Raw genomic sequence first — 17,202 nt, 5'->3', positions numbered from 1 at the left:
CTCAGAAGCCGAGATGAGTAGGTGCGCGGATGGGGCGGCACCGGCCCAAAGGACAGAGTGGTGCCCACGGAGGGGACGCCGGTGACCGCACCGCCGACACGGGGCGGCGGAACGGCACGGCGGCCCTGCCGCTACCGGGGGGCACGGGGGCTCCCACGGGGGGCTCGGGGGAGTACGGGGGAACGCTGTTCCGGTGTGGCGCCGAGGGGGATCGGCCCCCACCGGAACAGCGGACGTACCCGCCCCGCCGCTAGGGGCGGCTGCCGCCGCTCACCCGCCCCTGCAACAGCCGGGACAGCGCCGAGTGCACCTCGTCGATCGACCGCTCCGGCTGGAACGACTGCCAGTCCAGTGCCGCCACCAGCACCATGCCGAAGAGCGCGGACGCCGTCAGCGGCACGTCGATGTCCTCGCTCAGCTCGCCGGTCGTGACCGCCTCCCGCAGGACGGACTCGATCACGGCGATCGCCTTCTGCCGCACCTGCATCAGCGTCGACTGCCAGGCCCGGTTGGTGCGCCACAGCTCGGCCACGTACAGCTGGGTGAGCGAGGGATAGCGCGTGATGAAGTCCAGGCCCGCCCGGATCATCGCGTCGAGGGCGTCCACGCGGCTGCCCCCGCGGTCGGCCGTCTCGTCCGCGGCGGCCTGCAGCGAGTCCGTCAGCAGCTCGATGCCGTGCCGCAGCAGCTCCTCGAAGAGCATGGTCTTGCTGGCGAAGTTGTAGTAGACCGTGCCCTTGGCCACCCCGGCCCGCTCGGCGATCTCGTCCACGGTGGTGGAGGAGAACCCCTGCTCGGCGATGAGGGTGACCGCCGCCTCGAAGAGCTTCCGCCGGGTGTTCTGGCGGCGCGTACTGCTGCTGTCCATGAGAGTGATTCTCCCTGTACTCGCAGTGTCCGCGCTCACAGAGTCAGTTCCGGGTGCAGGCGTTTCACCGACCAGACCTGTTTGCCGCGTGCCGAGACGGCGGTCAGCGCCAGCGCGCACACCGTGAACGCGGCCAGCACGCCGCACGCCTGCCACACGGGCGTCGTCCCGCCGCCGGTGATCAGGTGGCGCAGCCCCTCGACGACGTAACTCATCGGCAGGAAGGGGTGGATGGCGTTGAAGAACCCGGGGCTGGTCTGCACGGGATACGTGCCGCCCGCCGAGGTCAGCTGGAGCATCAGTAGCGCCAGTACGAGGATGCGGCCGGCCGGTCCGAAGCGGGCGCCCAGCCACTGCACGACGGCCGCGAAGCAGGCGGCGACCAGGACGAGGAAGCCGGCCGTGCCCGCCGCGCGCGCCATCTGCAGGCCCAGCCCCCAGTGCAGTACGGCCAGCAGCGCACCGGCCTGGACCGTGCCGACGGCGACGACCGGCAGCCAGCCCGCCAGCGCGATCCGCCACGGGGAGGCGCCGGTGGCCAGCGCCCGGCGGTTGAGGGGCTGGATGAGCATGTAGGCGACCATGGCCCCCACCCACAGGGACAGCGGGATGAAGTACGGGGCGAAGCCGGTGCCGTAGTTGGGCGCCTTGTGTATCGCCTGGGAGGCGAGCCGGACCGGATCGGCCATCACGTCGGTGCGGGCGTCGCGGTCCTTCTTGTCGTAGTCGGGGATCCGGGCGGCGCCCTCTCGCAGCCCGCCGGCGAGCTCGGCGGAGCCGTCGGAGAGCTTGAACATGCCGCCCTGGAGCGTCTCGGCGCCCTCGCGCAGCTTGCCGAGGCCGCCGCCGAGGCCGGCGGCGCCCTCCTTGGCCGTGCCGAGTCCGCTGTGCAGCCGGCCGGCCCCGGTGTGGAGCCGGCCGGCCCCCTCGGCCACCTTCTGGGCGCCGTCGTCGAGGGCGGCCACCTTCCGTACGGCGCTGTCGATGTCCCGCGCCAGGTGCGGGGCCTCGTCGGCCAGCCGCTGGGCGTAGGCGCGCAGGGTCTCCAGCCGGCCGGGGAGCCGGCCGAGTTCGCCGTTCTCGTCGCGGACGAGGGCGTCGAGCTTCGCGGCGCCGGCGGCCGACTGCCGGGCGGCGAAGACGGCCTTCTTCAGGGCGGGGCAGTGGTCGGCAGGACGCGTCGCGCACTGCTGCTCGTACGCCGTGGAGAGGGCGTCCGCGCTCTTGCGGCTGCTCTCGGCCAGCGCTCCGGTGACGGCGGGGGAGGGCAGGTCGCCCAGGTGCTCGCGGAGCGTCTTCGCCTCCCGGGCGACGAGGCGGGCGGCCTTGCCGATGTCCTGGGCGTGCTCCTTGACGAAGGCCCCTTCACGGCCGGCCACGCCGTTCACCTTCTCGGCCAGCTGCCGGGTGCCGGCCGCGACCTTCCGCGCCCCGGTGGCCAGTTCCCGGGACGCCTCGTCCAGGGTTCCCGCGCCCGTGTGCAGTGTGTCCACGCCGGCTTCGAGGTCGCCGCTGCCGCGCTGGGCCCGCGCCAGGCCGTCCTTGAGGTCCCCGGCCCCCTTGCGCGCCGTGCCGAGGCCCTCGCCCAGCCGGTCGGCGCCCTGTGCCGCCTCGGCCGTCTTGTCGTGGAGGCCGGAGAAGGAGACGAAGATCTTGTCGTAGAAGGAGCGCGAGGTCTTGCGGGAGGCGGTGGCGCGGACTTCGGAGAAGACCGTGCGGGATATCTGGCCGACGATGTAGTTGTTGGCGTCGTTCGTACGGACCTGGAGCGCGCCGGTCGTCGGTGTGCCGCCGGAGCTGGAGGCGACCTTTTCGCTGAAGTCGGCGGGAATGGTCAGCGACAGGTAATACCGGCCCTTCTCGACGCCTTTGCGCGCCTCGTCGGCGCTCGTCTCGTGCCAGTCGAAGGACTTGCTGCCGCGCAGACCCTCGGCGATGGTCTTCCCGGCGGTCAGCTTCTCGCCGTCCACGGTCGTGCCGCGGTCGGAATCGACCAGTGCCACCGGCACCTTGTCGAGCCGCCCGTAGGGGTCCCAGAAGGACCACAGGTACAGGGCGCCGTAGAGCAACGGCAGCAGGAGGAGCGCGACGAGGGCGGCGCGGGGCAGCCGGCCCCTGCCGAAGCGCCTCAGTTCAAGCGCGGCCAGTTTCGGTGAGCGCACCCGTTGCTCCCTTCCTGCCGTGGCCGGTCCTCGCGTGGGCGGAGGTCGTACGGGACGCGGGCCGCTGTGTGTCCGGGGCGGTCGGCACGACGAGGGCGCCCGGGGGCGCCTGGCTGCAGACCGCCAGCACGCTCGTGCCCGCTTCGGCGAGCGAGCGCAGCAGTGCCCACGCCTGCTCGCGCTCCGCGTCCAGGAGCTTGAGGTCGGTGTCGTCCACGGCGATCAGCCGCGGCCGGCCGATGAGCGCCAGGGCCAGCGACAGCCGCAGGGCGTCGAGGCGCTCCAGCTCCCGTACCGCCGTGGTCGCCCCCTTGGGCAGCGCGTCCACGTCGAGCCCGGCGGCCGCGAGGGCGGCGTCGGTACGGGCCCGGGCGGCCTCGCGCCCGGCGCGCGGCCGCAGCAGGGTGAGCGGCGGGCCTGCGAACCGGCGCTCCAGCAGCCCGCGTTCGCGAAGGTGCTCGGCGATGGTGAGGGCGGCGTCGAGTTCGGCGACGCCAGGGACGTGGGCGAGCGCGCTCACCCGCCGGACGGCCGCCATCTTCCCGGGCAGCGGCAGGCCGGCGACCTCGGCCCGGCCGGAGGTGGGGCGCATACGTCCGGTGAGGGTGAGCAGCAGACAGGTACGGCCGGAGCCGGAGGGCCCTTCTAGGGCGACGAGCGAGCCGGGCGGAGCGCAGATGTCCACATCGCGGAAGGCCCAGCCGCGCGGCCCCTTCACCGCGAGGGACTCGGCCGTGATCGCGGCTCCGTGCGGGGTGCCGTCCACGCCACCTCCAACGATCTTGAACTGACCGGTCAGTCCAAAAAGTATGGCGTGGCGGTCCCCCGGCCCGTCAACCCAACACTTCACCAAGGCCGTTCGCGCAGGTCAGGGCCGATTGTCAGTGGTGTGCCCCACGATGGCCCCATACGGCGGCTCCGTCACCGTGCGGATCGCCGCCCCGACGAAGGAGGTTCGTCATGGCAGCCCGCGTGAGCGACGTCCACCCCTCCCTTGCGGCCCCCCTGACCCCGGGGGCGGCCGAGCCGCCCCCCGCGCGCCCTGCCGAGGCCCCGCGCGCGGCCCTCGACCTGCTCGCCCAGGCCCGCCGGGGCCTGACGGAGGCCGCCGCGCTGGACGCGCCCCACGAGCGATACGCCACCGCACACCTCGCCGCCCTGCGCACCGCCGCCGCCGTGCTCGCCGCCCGGGGCCGCCCCGAGACGTCCGCGCGCGGGCGCCGCCGCATCCGCAGCGTCTGGGACGTCCTGCCGGAGGCCGCTCCCGAACTGGCCGAGTGGAGCGCGCTGTTCGCCTCCGGCGCCGGGCGCCGGGCGCGGGCCGAGGCGGGCATACGGTCGGCCGCGAGCCGCCGGGACGCCGACGATCTGCTGCGGGACGCCTACGCCTTCCTGCGCCTGGTCGAGCGGATGCCGGTGCTCCAGGTGGGCCTGCCCCGGCAGCCGTTGGCGCGGTACGGCCGGGCGGGCTGAGGCGGCGCGCGGGCGACGCGGCCGGGGTGCGGGACGGCGTGGCGGGGGCCATTAGGCTGGGGGCCGCCGACGGCAGTCGTCCGCCGGTCATCCGCCGTCGCCGAGGAGTCACCCGCCGTGTCAGACCCCCTGCGCCCCCGGGCGTCCCTCCGTACCGCCGTGGTCTGGGAGGTCCTGCGGGACGCCCTCGACCGCAGGGTCAAGGCCGCGGGCCGGGACGCCCTGGAGGTCCTGGACACCGGCGGCGGCTCGGGCAAGTTCGCCGTGCCGCTGGCCCGGCTCGGCCACCGCGTCACCGTCGTCGACCCCAGCCCCAACGCGCTGTTCGCGCTGGAGCGGCGGGCCGCCGAGGCCGGTGTCGCCGACCTCGTCCGCGGTGTCCAGGGCGACGCCCACGGCCTGTTCGACGTCGTCGAGCGCGGCGGCTACGACCTCGTGCTGTGCCACGGCGTGCTGGAGTACGTGGAGGACCCCGCGGAGAGCGTCCGCAACGCCGCCGCCGCGCTCCGCCCGTCCGGCACGCTCAGCATGCTCGCCGCCGGCCTCGGCGGCGCCGTGCTCGCCCGCGCGCTCGCCGGGCACTTCACCGAGGCCCGCCAGGCCCTCGCCGACCCCGCCGGGCACTGGGGCGCCGGCGACCCGGTCACCCGCCGGTTCACCGCCGACCAGCTCACCGCGCTCGCGGGCGACGCGGGCCTGGAGGTCTCGGCGGTGCACGGCGTGCGCGTCTTCGCCGACTTGGTGCCCGGTGTCCTCGTCGACGCCGAGCCCGGAGCCCTCGACGCGCTCCTCCGGCTGGAGGCCGCGGCGGCCGAGCTGCCGGCCTTCCACTCGGTGGCCACTCAGCTGCACGTCCTGGCCGAGCGCGGCTGAATCCGCGCATCGGACGCGGGCCACCCGGTCGGCCCGTTCGCCCCGTATGATCGGGGGACACCGTCCGGCATGGCGGATCGGCGAGCAGGGAATGTACGTCCCGAGGGCATCGATCGCCACACCGGGGCCGGTGGCCGATTTGGCGCAGAGGGGCGGGTTTCACGGGGGCGATTCCCTGCCTATCCTGAAAGGGTCGCACCCGGTCGCCCCCCGCGACCGACGAGTAGGAGGACTCCGTGCCGCTCTCGGAGCACGAGCAGCGCATGCTCGAGCAGATGGAGCGAGCGCTGTACGCCGAAGATCCCAAGTTCGCGACAGCGCTCGAGGGCAGCGGCCTGCGTACGTACACCCGGCGACGGGTCTACCAGGCGGTCGCGGGTTTTCTGGTGGGCATCGCGCTCCTCATGGCCGGAATGGTCGCCCAGCGGATCTGGATCAGCGTCGTGGGCTTCCTCGTCATGCTGGCCTGCGCCGTGCTCGCGGTGACGGGGTGGCGGAAGGCTCCCCGGCCGGGTGCTCAGCGGGGTGCCGCTCCTGCGGGAATGCCCCGGCGGCCGGCCGGCCGCCGGCGCGGCATGATGGACCGGATCGAGCAGCGGTGGCAGCGCCGCCGTGACGAACAGGGCCACTGAGCCCGGCGATCCTCTTTCAGCATGGCCTGGGGGCCAGGACCGAACGGTCCTGGCCCCCAGGCGTATGCCGCTCCGGGGCCCCGCCCTTCACCGCCCCTTCACCTTCACCGTTTCCCGCCGTCCGGACCGGCTGGACGCCTCGCCATCGCAGGGGCGGGCCGGATCGCCCGCCCCCGGTGGGCGGGGATGTCCGTCACGGGATCCGCGGCGCCGCAGCGCGGTCCGTAGTCGTGCGGCCGCCTGCGACCAGCGGTGTGACGCGCCCCAGGCGAGGCGGGCGGCCGAGCGGGGGGCCAGCAGGGCGCGCAGGCGCGTGCGGCGGTTCGCCGAGGCCCGCAGGCCGGCCCTGACCGCTTCGACGTCCGCGGCCGGTTCGGCCGCCGGCCGCGGCGAAGGGGCGTACAGCACCTGCTCGACCGCCGTCGCCAGCCGGCCCGCGGCCCCGGTCGCCGCGGCATCCAGCGCGGCGCTTGCCACGATCCGCTCGGCCGCCGCCCTGGGCGTCAGGGACTCGTCGGGCGGAATGCCGTAGTCCCACGCGGAGTCGGTCAGCTCGCGCCAGGCGGCCAGCGTGCCCGCCCGGGGGTCGCCCCCGCCGCGCAGGCGCCGGGCCCGTACCCGCGTGCGCCACAGCAGCGGCAGCACGGGCAGGACCAGCGCGACCAGCACCGCCAGCGCCACACCGGCCGGTGTGCGCCAGGAGGGCCCACCGCCGCTGTCGACGGTGATCGCCTCCCGCACCGCCCCCGGGCAGTCGCCGTCCTTCTCCAGCCGCGGGGGACAGCCCGCGTCCGCCGAAGGGGCCGGCGCCGGCGCGGCGGAGCGGCGGGGCAGCGGCGCGGGCTCGGCGGGGTCGGGGGCGGCGGGGGACTGCGAGACCGTGTACTCCGGCGGCGTGCCGCGGCTCGGCGTCGGCTCGAAGCGGGTCCACCCGGCGCCCTCGAAATACAGCTCGGGCCAGGCGTGCGCGTCCTTGGAACCGACCGAGACCGAACCGTCCGTCTGGGGAGTGCCCGGTGTGAAGCCGACAGCCACCCGCGCGGGGATGCCCAGCGTCCGGGCCATGGCTGCCATGGAGAAGGAGAAGTGGACGCAGAAGCCCTTCTTCTCCTCCAGGAAGCGCGTTATGGCGTCGCTGCCGCTGCCCGACCGCACCTCGGTGTCGTACTGGAATCCGCCGCCCACGGAGAACCAGTCCTGGAGCCTGACCGCCTGCTGATAGGCGTTCGCCGCACCGGCGGTCACCTTCCGGGCCGTCGACGACACCACCTTCGGCAGCGACTGCGGCACCTTGGTGTACTCGCGCAGCAGCTGCTGCGGGGGCGCGGGAGCCGCCGCGAGCTGGGCCGCGGTCGGCTCCACCAGCAGGCTGGAGACCTGATAGCGGACGCCACGGGTGGTCTGCCCATGGTCGCCGACCAGCGTCCGGCCCTCCGGCTCGTACCGCCACTGCCCGCCGACCTGGACTCGCTCCGCCGGGTAGGGCAGGGGCAGGTAGTTCTGGCCGTAGCCCTCGGCGGCCGAGACCGAAGTGGACACCTCGGTGGTGCGGACCCCGGGAGCCAGCCCCGCCGGGAAAGGCAGCGGGTCGGGCACACCGGTGATGCGCCGCTCGGAGGCGCGCCATGACGAACCGTCGAATGCGTCGAGCGCGACGATGCGCAGATACAGGTCCTCGGTGGAGGCCGTGGAGGTGCGGTAGCGCATCACCTCGCGGTTCTCCGGCTGGTTGAGGTTGTTCTGCAGCGAGACCAGCGGATTGACGGCGGAGATGGTGCCCCCGTCGCCGGAGCCCGCGGCCCTGCCGCGCGGCTGCAGCAGCCCGCCGCCGACGGACGGCAGCACGGCCGGTATCGCCAGGGCGAGCCCGAGCGCGAGCGCACCGATCCGCCGCCCCGTGCGCACCGGGCTCACGGCGTGCCCCGGCCCGTCGGCAGGCGGCCCCGGGGAGCCGGAGCCGGCGGGCGAGGGCCCCGGGCCGCCGAAGACCCGGCCCCACCGCGAGAGCCGCTCGCGGCTCTCGGCCAGGAGCAGCAGCAGATAGCCGCCCGCGGCCGCCAGGAACCACGGCCAGCCGGAGCCGCCCTTGGCCAGCCCGGCTCCGACCGAGTACAGCGCGAGCAGCGGCAGGCCCGCCGGCGCCGCGCTGCGGAACGTGACCGCTACCGCGTCCACCGCCAGGCCCACGATCAGCACCCCGCCGACCAGCAGCAGTCTGATGGCCAGCGTCGCCGGCGCCGGGATCGCGTACCGCCCGACGTCCTCCGCGCCCTCCCGCAGCAGCTGGCCGAACTCCTGGAAGACGTCGGGGCCCGGCAGCAGCCCACCCACCGCCTGCGACCGGGCGAAGACCACGGTGAGCAGCAGCAGCCCGGTCAGCGCCTGCACCGCGACCGTCAGCCACCTCGGCAGCGGCACCTGGCGGGCCACCACGCCGACCGCTGTCTGGACGGTCAGCAACAGGGCGGCCTGCAGCAGCCACGCGGACCGGTCGATCAGGGGCAGCATCGTGCTGGACGCCGCGAGCGTCGCCACCGCCGCGCACACCGCCGCACGCACCGACCCGTTCATGACCGGCCCCCCGCCACGCCGCCCGGGCGCGCCTCCGCCCGGCCGTCCGGCGCGCCCGCGAGCCGCCACAGGTCGCTCAGCGTCGCGCCCGGGGAGACCGCCAGCGCCGTCCACCCCGCTTCGCGCAGCAGGCGCAGCCGCTGCTCCGCGCCCCGCCGGTCCGCGCCCGGCGGGGCGCCCGCCCAGCAGGCGCCGTCCAGGACGAAGGCCACCGCCGTGCCGCCGCGCTGTCGCATCCGCGCGGCGATCACCGTCTGCTGCTCGTCCAGCTCACCGAAGAACGCCACCAGCAGCCCCGCCCCGCCGCCGCGCAGCGCGTCGTGGGCGGGGGAGAGGCTGGTGCCCTCGGAGTGCTCCAGCACGGCGAGGGCATCCAGCACCAGCCCGGCGACGTCCGCCGAGCCGTGCGGGGAGCCCGCGCCGCCCGTGCCCTGCGGCCCCGGCACCGAGCTGCCCGTGTCGGTCAGCAGCCGCACCGCCAGGCCCCGCTCCAGCAGGTGCACCGCGGCGGAGGCCGCCCCCGCCACCGCCCACTCGAAGGGCGAGTGCGGCCCCGCCCCGGCGTAGGCGATGGCGCGGGTGTCCAGCAGCACCGTGCACGGGGCCCGCTGCGGCTGCTCCTCGCGGCGCACCATCAGCTCGCCGTGGCGGGCGGTGGAGCGCCAGTGCACCCGGCGCAGATCGTCGCCGTGCCGGTAGCCACGGGGAATGATGTCGTCCTCGCCGGCCAGGGCGAGCGCGCGGTGGTGTCCGTCGCCGTAGCCCGTGCCCGGACCGCCCAGCCGCACCGGCGGCAGCGCCTCGACGCGCGGCACGACCGTCAGCGTGTCGTAGGCCCCGAACCCCCGGGTCAGCTCGCACATCCCGAACGGGTCCGCCAGCCGCAGCTCCAGCGGGCCCAGCGGATAGCGGCCGCGCAGATCCGAGCGGACCCGGTAGGACACCTCGCGCCGCCCGCCCGGCTCCATGCGGGCCAGGACGAAGCGCGGGCGCGGCCCCAGCACGTAGGGCACCCGGTCCTGGAGCATCAGCACGCCCGTGGGCAGCCGCGAGACATTGTCGACGCGCAGCCCCACCCGGGCCTCCGCCGAGGCGGTCACCCGCGCCGGCGTGAGCCGCCTGCTGCCGGTGACCCGGTGGCGGGTGCGGTGCAGCACGATCACGCACACCAGGGGCAGCACGGCCAGCAGCAGCCCCACCCGCAGCAGGTCCTCCTGGCCCAGGACGTACGAACACCCGGCCGCGGCCACCCCGGCCGCCAGGAACGAGCGGCCCCGGGTGGTCAGCCCGCCCAGCGCCGCCCCCAGGCCGCCCCCGGCCCCGCCCGCCGCGTCCCGCGCGCCCGCCGGCCGCCGCATCACAGCCGCCGGGCGCCCGGCGGCCGCTGGCCGAACGGGTCGGGCACCGGAGTGCGCTGCAGGATGTCCAGGACGACCTGCTCGGCCGTGCGGCGGCCGAGCTGGGCCTGCGCGGTCGGCAGCAGCCGGTGCGCGAGGACCGGCACCGCCAGCGCCCGCACGTCGTCCGGCAGGGCGAAGTCGCGCCCGGCCAGCGCCGCCGCGGCCTTCGCCGCCCGCAGCAGGTGCAGCGTCGCCCGCGGCGACGCGCCGAGTCTGAGTTCGGGGTGGCTGCGGGTCGCGCCGACCAGGTCGACCGCGTAGCGCCGCACCGACTCGGCGACGTGGACCGTGCGGACCGCGTCCACCAGCTTGACGATCTCGTGCGCGTGCGCGACGGGCTGCAGGTCCTCCAGCGGGGAGGGGCCCCCGTGCACGTCCAGCATCCGCAGCTCGGCCTCCGGGCTGGGATAGCCGATGGACACACGGGCCATGAAGCGGTCGCGCTGCGCCTCGGGCAGCGGATACGTGCCCTCCATCTCGACCGGGTTCTGCGTGGCCACCACCATGAACGGGCTCGGCAGCTCGTAGGTGTGCCCGTCGATGGTGACCTGGCGCTCCTCCATCGACTCCAGCAGCGCCGACTGGGTCTTGGGCGAGGCGCGGTTGATCTCGTCACCGATCACGATCTGCGCGAAGATCGCCCCCGGCTTGAACTCGAAGTCACGGCGCTGCTGGTCGTAGACGCTCACGCCGGTGATGTCGGACGGCAGCAGGTCCGGTGTGAACTGGATGCGCCGCACCGAGCAGTCGACGGACCGGGCCAGGGCCTTGGCGAGCATGGTCTTGCCCACCCCCGGCACGTCCTCGATCAGCAGATGCCCCTCGGCGAGCAGTACGGTCAGCGAGAGCCGTACGACCTCCGGCTTGCCCTCGATCACACCCTCCACCGACCTGCGGACACGCTCCGCCGTCGTGGTCAGATCGCTCAGGCTCGCTCGATCGTCATAGGTCGTCACCCGGCCCTCCTCGGCCCGTCCCAGGGCCGTGGCCCGACGGTACGGACCGGCCCACCCCGCAGCGTGGACACAGCGCCCGCGTATGTCGCGGAGGCGGCGCCCCTAGGCATTCTTGCCGCCCGCGCGGTGTCCCGTCACCGCCTGTGGATAACTCGTCGGATCCCGGTCAGGGCCGCGGGTCGATCTCCCTCAGCAGACCCGTCGAGACGTCGAAGACGAAGCCGCGCACATCGTCGCGGTGGGGCAGGAAGGGCGAGGTGCGCACGCGCTGCATGGACTGGCGCACGTCCTGGTCGAGGTCCTTGAACGCCTCCACCGCCCACGGGGGCCGCTGTCCGACCTCCGCCTCGATCTCGTGCCGGAAGTCCTCGGTGAGGTTGAGCAGGCCACAGCCGGTGTGGTGGATCAGCACGACGGAGCGGGTGCCCAGGGCCCGCTGGCTGATGGTGAGGGAGCGGATGATGTCGTCGGTGACCACACCGCCCGCGTTGCGGATGGTGTGGCAGTCGCCGAGCTCCAGGCCCAGCGCGGCGTGCAGGTCGATGCGGGCGTCCATGCAGGCGACGACCGCGACTTTCAGGACGGGGCGGGCGTCCATGCCCGGGTCGGTGAACGCGGCGGCGTACTTCGCGTTGGCCTCCACGAGGCGGTCGGTGACCGTCCTGGCGGCGGGGCCGGTGCCGGAGCTGGGCTCTTGCGGCTGAGACGCGGATATCGACATACGGATGAAGGTAGTCGGCGCCCGGCCGCGACGCACGCGCGGAGTGACGCGCTGGCCAGTTGGTTGACCGAGGGGACGAGTGGACTAAAGTGGCGCGAAGTGGGAGGCGTGACGCTCCCCTTGGATCCGAAGAATCACCACGTGCGCGCGGTGCGTACGTACCCCTCGGCCTCCTCCCGCTCCCGGTCGCCCTGACGGCACTTCCCCGGCGTCAGAACGGCCGCTTCCCCTTCGAGCGGGCGGGGACCCGGCGGTGCGTGCGCCCCGCGCCTCCCCGTACTTCTCAGAAGGGCGCATGAGCAGCAACGCGCGACACGTCCCCGTCATGCTCCAGCGCTGCCTGGACATGCTCGCCCCCGCCCTCACCGAGCCCGGGGCGGTCGTCGTCGACTGCACGCTCGGCGCCGGCGGCCACAGCGAGGCGCTGCTCACCCGCTTCCCGGAGGCCCGGCTCGTCGCCCTCGACCGCGACCCCACGGCCCTGGCGCTCGCCGGTGAGCGCCTGGCCCCCTTCGGCGACCGCGCCACGCTGGTGCGCGCCGTCTACCACGAGCTGCCCGACGTGCTGAAGCGGCTCGGCATCCCCCGCGTCCAGGGTGTTCTCTTCGACCTCGGCGTCTCCTCCATGCAGCTCGACGAGGCCGACCGCGGCTTCGCCTACGCGCAGGACGCGCCGCTGGACATGCGGATGGACCAGACGAGCGGAATCAGCGCCGCCGAGGTCCTCAACACCTATCCGCCCGGCGAGCTGGTGCGCATCCTGCGCGCGTACGGCGAGGAGAAGCAGGCCAAGCGGATCGTCTCCGCCATCGTCCGCGAGCGCGCGAAGGAGCCCTTCTCCAACAGCGCCCGCCTCGTCGAGCTCATCCGCGACGCCCTGCCGCAGGCCGCCAAGCGCACCGGCGGCAACCCCGCCAAGCGCACCTTTCAGGCGCTGCGCATCGAGGTCAACGCCGAGCTGGCCAGCGTGGAGGCGGCCATCCCCGCCGCCGTCGCCGCGCTCGCGGTCGGCGGCCGGATCGCCGTGCTGTCGTACCAGTCGCTGGAGGACCGCATCGTCAAGGGCGTCTTCGCGGCGGGCGCCGCCACCACCGCGCCGCCCGGGCTGCCGGTCGTGCCCGAGCGCTACCAGCCCCGGCTGAAGCTGCTCACGCGCGGCGCCGAGCTGCCCACCGAGGAGGAGATCGCCGAGAACCGGCGGGCCGCCCCCGCCCGGCTGCGCGGCGCCGAGCGCATCCGCGAGGACATCCCGTGACCCCGGCCGCCCGCCGGGGCGCCCGCCTGGGCCGGCTGCTGCCGGTCGGCGCCGTCGGAGCCAAGCGCACCCCCTTCGTCCTCCTGGTCGTCGTGCTGCTCGGCTCCGGCCTCATCTCGCTGCTGCTGCTGAACTCCTCCCTCAACCAGGGCTCCTTCGACCTCAGCCGGCTCCAGCGCAAGACCACCGAGCTCACCGACGAGCAGCAGGCCCTCCAGCAGGAGGTCGACCAGCTCGCCGCCCCCGACGCGCTCGAGCGCCGCGCCCGCGAGCTGGGCATGGTCCCCGGCGGCAGCCCCGCCTTCCTCAACCCCGACGGCACCGTCAGCGGCTCCCCGGCCCCCGCCGGCTCCGAGGACTCCGCCACCCCGGCGGCCTACGTCGCCCCCGCTCCCCTGCCCCAGGCCCCCGAGGCGCCCCCCGCCGAGCAGCCCCCGGCCGTCCCGCCCCCGCCGGCCCGGCCGACGACCGGGCCGGACCCGGCCGTGCGCGTCCCGGGCGGGCTCCCGGCCGTGCGTGACGAGGGGCCCGCGGGCCCGGCCGACGCCCCGGCGCCGGCGCTCCCCGAACCGGCGCTCCCGCTGCCCACCGCGGCGGGAAGCCTCCAACAGGTCAGGTAGGTGAGGTCGTGACGGCGCCCAGGCAGCCCCGCCGCCCGGTTCCCGGGCCCGCGCGCCCCGCCGCGCGACCGGCCCGCCCCCGTCCCGGGGCCCAGGCCCTGCGGCTGGGCAGTCCCCGGCCCCGGCTGCGCATGATCGGGGTCGGGCTCACGCTCGTCCTGCTCGTCTTCACCGTGCGGCTGCTGCAGGTGCAGGCCGTCGACGCCGACGCCTACGCCGCCCGGGCCAACGTCAACCGCTACATCCCCGTCACGCTGGCCGCCGAGCGCGGCTCCATCACCGACCGCGGCGGCGTGGACCTGGCCACCACCGTCGACGCCTACGACATCACCGCCGCCCCCGACCTGCTCACCCCCGAGCGGATCAAGGCCGAGGGCGCCGCCCGGCTGGCCGCCGAGCTCCTGGCACCCGTGCTCCACGAGGAGCCCGACGTGCTGGAGGAGAAGCTCACCGCCAACCCCAAGTCGAAGTACGTCGTCCTCGCCCGGCGGCAGAGCCCCCAGGTCTGGAAGAAGATCACCGAGCTGAAGAAGGCGCAGGCCGACCGGGCCGCCCGCGGCAAGGGCGCGAACGTCCTCGCGGGCGTCAACCGTGAGTCCCACAGCAAGCGCGTGTACCCCAACGGCGAGCTCGCCGCCGGGCTGCTGGGCTTCGTCAACGGCGACGGCCAGGGCGCCGGCGGCCTGGAGGCCCAGCTCAACGAGACCCTCGCCGGCAAGAACGGCCGGCGCGTCTACGCCCAGTCCGGCGGCCGCCAGGTGCCCACCGGGGACGTCAAGGAGCAGGCCGCCGTGCCCGGCTCCGACGTCGAGCTGACCATCGACCGCGACATCCAGTGGGCCGCCCAGAGCGCCATCGCCCGCCAGGTGAAGGACTCGCAGGCCGACCGCGGCTACGTCGTCGTCCAGGACACCCGCACCGGCGAGATCCTGGCCATGGCCAACGCCCCGGGCTACAACCCCAACGAGCTCGACAAGGCCGACCGGGCCGCCCTGGGCAACGCCGCGCTGCAGGACGCCTACGAACCCGGCAGCGTCAGCAAGGTCATGACCATGGCCGCGGTCCTGGAGGAGGGCGTCGCCACGCCCGCCACGCACGTGGAGGTGCCCAACCGGCTGCCGCGCGCCGACCGGGCCTTCGCCGACGACATCGACCACCCCACCTGGCACCTGACCCTCAACGGAGTCCTCGCCAAGTCCAGCAACATCGGCACCATCCTGGCCAGCGAGCAGCTCGGCAAGAGCCGCGAGGAGGCCAACCAGGTCCTCTACACCTATCTCCGCAAGTTCGGCATCGGCCGCCCCACCGGCCTGAACTTCCCCGGCGAGACCCCCGGCATCCTCGCGGGGCCCAAGGACTGGAAGTCCTCCCGGCCCTACACCATCCCCTTCGGCCAGGGCCTGTCCCTGAACGCCGTGCAGGCCGCCTCGGTGTACTCCACCATCGCCGGCGGCGGCGAGCGCGTACAGCCCTCGCTCGTCCGCGGCGCCAAGGGCCCCGACGGCCGGTTCGAGCCCGCCCAGGCACCGCCGCGCACCCGCGTGATCAGCGAGAAGACCGCCAAGGAGCTCTCGACGATGCTGGAGTCGGTGGTCGACGACCAGGAGGGCACCGGCACCAAGGCCAAGATCCCCGGCTACCGCGTCGCCGGTAAGACCGGCACGTCCAACCGGGTGGACCCGCTGACCGGCCGCTACCACGGCTACACCGCCTCCTTCGCCGGCTTCGCCCCCGCCGACCAGCCCCGGCTCACCGTCTACTGCGCCATCCAGAACCCCACCAAGGGCAGTTACTTCGGCGGGCAGATCTGCGGCCCGGTCTTCAAGCAGGTCATGGAGTTCGCCCTGAAGACCCTCCAGGTGCCGCCGTCGGGCTCGCAGCCGCCCCGGCTGCCGGTGAGCTACGACGCGCAGTGAGCCGGCCCCGGCGAGCAGCAGCCGTGACGACGATCACTCCCGATCCGGGGAACCGCGGCCCGGGGCGCCCCTCGCTTCGCGACGAGGCGGGTACGCCCGGTACGCTCACCGCCGTGCCCCACGCTGATCAGTCCCACACCACGCACCAGGACGCCCCCGCCATGGCCCCGGGAGCGCCCCGCCCCACCCAGGTCCGCCCCGTGCCGGTCGCGGAGCTGGCCGGTCAGCTGGGCATCCCCGTCCCGCGGGGCGCGGAGGCCGTCGCGGTCACCGGCATCACCCACGACTCGCGGGCCGTGCGCCCGGGCGACGTCTACGCCGCCCTGCCCGGCGCCCGCTTCCACGGCGCGGACTTCGCCGCCCAGGCCGCGGGCCTGGGCGCCGCCGCCGTGCTGACCGACCCGGCGGGCGCAGAGCGCGCCGCCGCCACGGGTCTGCCGGTGCTCACCGTCGACGACCCGCGCGCCCGGATGGGCGCCCTGGCCGCCACGATCTACGGCGAGCCCGGCGGGGACCTGCTGCAGATCGGCATCACCGGCACCTCGGGCAAGACCACCACCGCCTACCTCATCGAGGGCGGGCTGCGGGCCCTCGGCGGCCCGACGGGCCTGATCGGCACCGTGGAGTCCCGCATCGGCGACGAGCGCGTCAAGTCGGAGCGCACCACCCCCGAGGCCACGGACCTGCAGGCGCTCTTCGCCGTCATGCGCGAGCGCGGCGTGCGCTCGGTGGCCATGGAGGTCTCCAGCCACGCCCTGCGGCTCGGCCGCGTCGACGGCTGCGTCTTCGACGTCGCCGTCTTCAACAACCTCAGCCCGGAGCACATGGAGTTCCACACGGGCATGGAGGACTACTTCGCCGCCAAGGCCGAGCTGTTCACCAAGCGGCGCAGCCGGGTGGGCGTGGTCAACGCCGACGACGAGTACGGGCGCCGCCTCGCCGAGGGCGTGTCCGAGGTCCCGGTGATCACCTTCTCCGCCGAGGGCCGCGAGGACGCCGACTGGCGCGCGGTCGACGTGGAGATCGGCCCGTTCGACTCGACCTTCACCGTCCTGGGCCCCGAGGGCCGGTCCGTGACCGCCAGGGCGCCGCTGGCCGGCCCGTTCAACGTCGCCAACGCGCTCGCCGCGATCGTCGCGCTTGTCGCCGCCGGCGCCGACCCGCAGACCGCCGCCGACGGCGTCGCGGCCGTCCCCGGCGTCCCCGGCCGCCTGGAGCGCGTGGACGCCGGCCAGCCCTACCTCGCGGTCGTCGACTACGCGCACAAGACGGATGCCGTCGAATCGGTTCTCCGCGCCCTGCGCAAGGTCGGCACGGGCCGCATCCACGCCGTGCTCGGCTGCGGCGGCGACCGCGACGCGACCAAGCGCGCCCCCATGGGCGCCGCGCTGGCCCGTGGCGCCGACACGGCCGTACTGACCTCCGACAACCCCCGCTCCGAGGACCCCCTCGCGATCCTCGCCACCATGCTCGCGGGCGCCGCCGAGGTGCCCGCCGCCGAGCGCGGCACCGTCCTCCTGCTGGAGGACCGCGCCGCGGCCATCGCCGCCGCCGTCGCCCGCGCCGAACCCGGCGACACCGTCCTGGTCCTGGGCAAGGGCCACGAACAGGGCCAGGACATCGCCGGAGTGGTACGCCCCTTCGACGACCGCCGGGTGCTGCGCGAGGCGATCGAAGCCGACACGCGACTGCGTTCGTCGACCAAGCACCGGAACGACCAGGGATGACAGACCGCCATGCGCGTACAACCCTCCC

At 74.9% G+C, this 17,202-nt stretch carries 14 protein-coding genes; 7 read left to right on the top strand and 7 right to left on the bottom strand.

The features are described 5' to 3' along the window. Nucleotides 1-250: 250 nt before the first annotated feature. From ABZ956_RS10225 to ABZ956_RS10215, 3 genes are read right to left on the bottom strand one after another with little or no spacing between them, the layout of a single operon-like run. The gene (locus ABZ956_RS10225; RefSeq protein ID WP_361889851.1) at nt 251-868 is read right to left on the bottom strand and encodes a TetR/AcrR family transcriptional regulator; all 618 of its coding nucleotides are present in this window, start codon (nt 866-868) and stop codon (nt 251-253) included. Nucleotides 869-903: 35 nt separating this feature from the next. Continuing rightward, nucleotides 904-3,030, bottom strand: coding sequence for a YhgE/Pip domain-containing protein (locus tag ABZ956_RS10220; RefSeq protein ID WP_361889848.1), 2,127 nt, complete (start codon nt 3,028-3,030; stop codon nt 904-906). Further along, on the bottom strand, nt 3,002-3,796 hold the full coding sequence (locus ABZ956_RS10215; RefSeq protein ID WP_361889845.1) for an ATP-binding cassette domain-containing protein: 795 nt from the start codon (nt 3,794-3,796) through the stop codon (nt 3,002-3,004). The genes ABZ956_RS10220 and ABZ956_RS10215 overlap by 29 nt, the downstream gene beginning before the upstream one ends. A gap of 194 nt (nt 3,797-3,990) precedes the next feature. Between ABZ956_RS10215 and ABZ956_RS10210 the strand changes: the two genes are divergently transcribed. The 3 genes from ABZ956_RS10210 (at nt 3,991) to ABZ956_RS10200 (ending at nt 6,008) form a co-directional block, all read left to right on the top strand. Further along, nucleotides 3,991-4,503: an SAV_6107 family HEPN domain-containing protein gene (locus ABZ956_RS10210; protein ID WP_361889842.1), complete on the top strand. Its 513-nt coding sequence runs from the start codon at nt 3,991-3,993 to the stop codon at nt 4,501-4,503. 117 nt (nt 4,504-4,620) lie between these two features. Then, complete coding sequence (locus ABZ956_RS10205) at nt 4,621-5,376, top strand: methyltransferase domain-containing protein (protein WP_361889839.1); 756 nt, start codon at nt 4,621-4,623, stop codon at nt 5,374-5,376. Between the two features lie 236 nt (nt 5,377-5,612). Continuing rightward, entirely contained in the window at nt 5,613-6,008 is a 396-nt protein-coding gene (locus ABZ956_RS10200) for a DUF3040 domain-containing protein (protein ID WP_361889836.1), read from the top strand. A gap of 87 nt (nt 6,009-6,095) precedes the next feature. On the opposite strand, the gene ABZ956_RS10195 is transcribed toward ABZ956_RS10200, so the two are convergent. The 4 genes from ABZ956_RS10195 to ABZ956_RS10180 form a co-directional block, all read right to left on the bottom strand. Then, nucleotides 6,096-8,579, bottom strand: a complete 2,484-nt coding sequence (locus ABZ956_RS10195) for a DUF3488 and transglutaminase-like domain-containing protein (protein ID WP_361889833.1) — start codon at nt 8,577-8,579, stop codon at nt 6,096-6,098. Next, nucleotides 8,576-9,937: a DUF58 domain-containing protein gene (locus ABZ956_RS10190; RefSeq protein ID WP_361889830.1), complete on the bottom strand. Its 1,362-nt coding sequence runs from the start codon at nt 9,935-9,937 to the stop codon at nt 8,576-8,578. The genes ABZ956_RS10195 and ABZ956_RS10190 overlap by 4 nt, the downstream gene beginning before the upstream one ends. Continuing rightward, nucleotides 9,937-10,935 carry a MoxR family ATPase gene (locus ABZ956_RS10185; RefSeq protein WP_361889827.1) on the bottom strand — a complete coding sequence of 333 codons (999 nt, stop codon included), beginning with the start codon at nt 10,933-10,935 and terminating at the stop codon, nt 9,937-9,939. The genes ABZ956_RS10190 and ABZ956_RS10185 overlap by 1 nt, the downstream gene beginning before the upstream one ends. A 166-nt stretch (nt 10,936-11,101) precedes the next feature. Continuing rightward, nucleotides 11,102-11,656, bottom strand: coding sequence for a carbonic anhydrase (locus tag ABZ956_RS10180; protein WP_361889824.1), 555 nt, complete (start codon nt 11,654-11,656; stop codon nt 11,102-11,104). A gap of 295 nt (nt 11,657-11,951) precedes the next feature. On the opposite strand from ABZ956_RS10180, the gene rsmH reads away from it, so the two are divergent. Genes rsmH through ABZ956_RS10160 form a run of 4 tightly spaced genes read left to right on the top strand, consistent with a single transcriptional unit; the run spans nt 11,952 to nt 17,174 of the window. Continuing rightward, the gene (gene rsmH, locus ABZ956_RS10175; protein WP_361889821.1) at nt 11,952-12,911 is read left to right on the top strand and encodes a 16S rRNA (cytosine(1402)-N(4))-methyltransferase RsmH; all 960 of its coding nucleotides are present in this window, start codon (nt 11,952-11,954) and stop codon (nt 12,909-12,911) included. After that, nucleotides 12,908-13,531, top strand: a complete 624-nt coding sequence (locus tag ABZ956_RS10170) for a septum formation initiator family protein (protein WP_361889818.1) — start codon at nt 12,908-12,910, stop codon at nt 13,529-13,531. Before rsmH ends, ABZ956_RS10170 begins: the two co-directional genes overlap by 4 nt. Nucleotides 13,532-13,539: 8 nt before the next feature. Next, nucleotides 13,540-15,447 (top strand): penicillin-binding protein 2, encoded by a 1,908-nt coding sequence (locus tag ABZ956_RS10165; protein WP_361889815.1) that lies wholly within the window; start codon nt 13,540-13,542, stop codon nt 15,445-15,447. 23 nt (nt 15,448-15,470) lie between these two features. After that, on the top strand, nt 15,471-17,174 hold the full coding sequence (locus ABZ956_RS10160; RefSeq protein WP_361889812.1) for a UDP-N-acetylmuramoyl-L-alanyl-D-glutamate--2,6-diaminopimelate ligase: 1,704 nt from the start codon (nt 15,471-15,473) through the stop codon (nt 17,172-17,174). The last annotated feature ends 28 nt before the right edge of the window (nt 17,175-17,202 follow it).

Source organism: Streptomyces sp. NPDC046261, assembly GCF_040646235.1.
GTDB lineage: Bacteria > Actinomycetota > Actinomycetes > Streptomycetales > Streptomycetaceae > Streptomyces.
This window is presented reverse-complemented; position numbering and strand designations above follow the sequence as displayed.

Excerpts from the sequence above, each read along its gene's own strand:
- ABZ956_RS10225 (WP_361889851.1), bottom strand. The coding sequence starts at position 868 with ATGGACAGCAGCAGTACGCGCCGCCAGAACACCCGGCGGAAGCTCTTC.
- ABZ956_RS10210 (WP_361889842.1), top strand. The coding sequence starts at position 3,991 with ATGGCAGCCCGCGTGAGCGACGTCCACCCCTCCCTTGCGGCCCCCCTG.
- ABZ956_RS10195 (WP_361889833.1), bottom strand. The coding sequence starts at position 8,579 with ATGAACGGGTCGGTGCGTGCGGCGGTGTGCGCGGCGGTGGCGACGCTC.
- ABZ956_RS10190 (WP_361889830.1), bottom strand. The coding sequence starts at position 9,937 with ATGCGGCGGCCGGCGGGCGCGCGGGACGCGGCGGGCGGGGCCGGGGGC.
- ABZ956_RS10180 (WP_361889824.1), bottom strand. The coding sequence starts at position 11,656 with ATGTCGATATCCGCGTCTCAGCCGCAAGAGCCCAGCTCCGGCACCGGC.
- rsmH (WP_361889821.1), top strand. The coding sequence starts at position 11,952 with ATGAGCAGCAACGCGCGACACGTCCCCGTCATGCTCCAGCGCTGCCTG.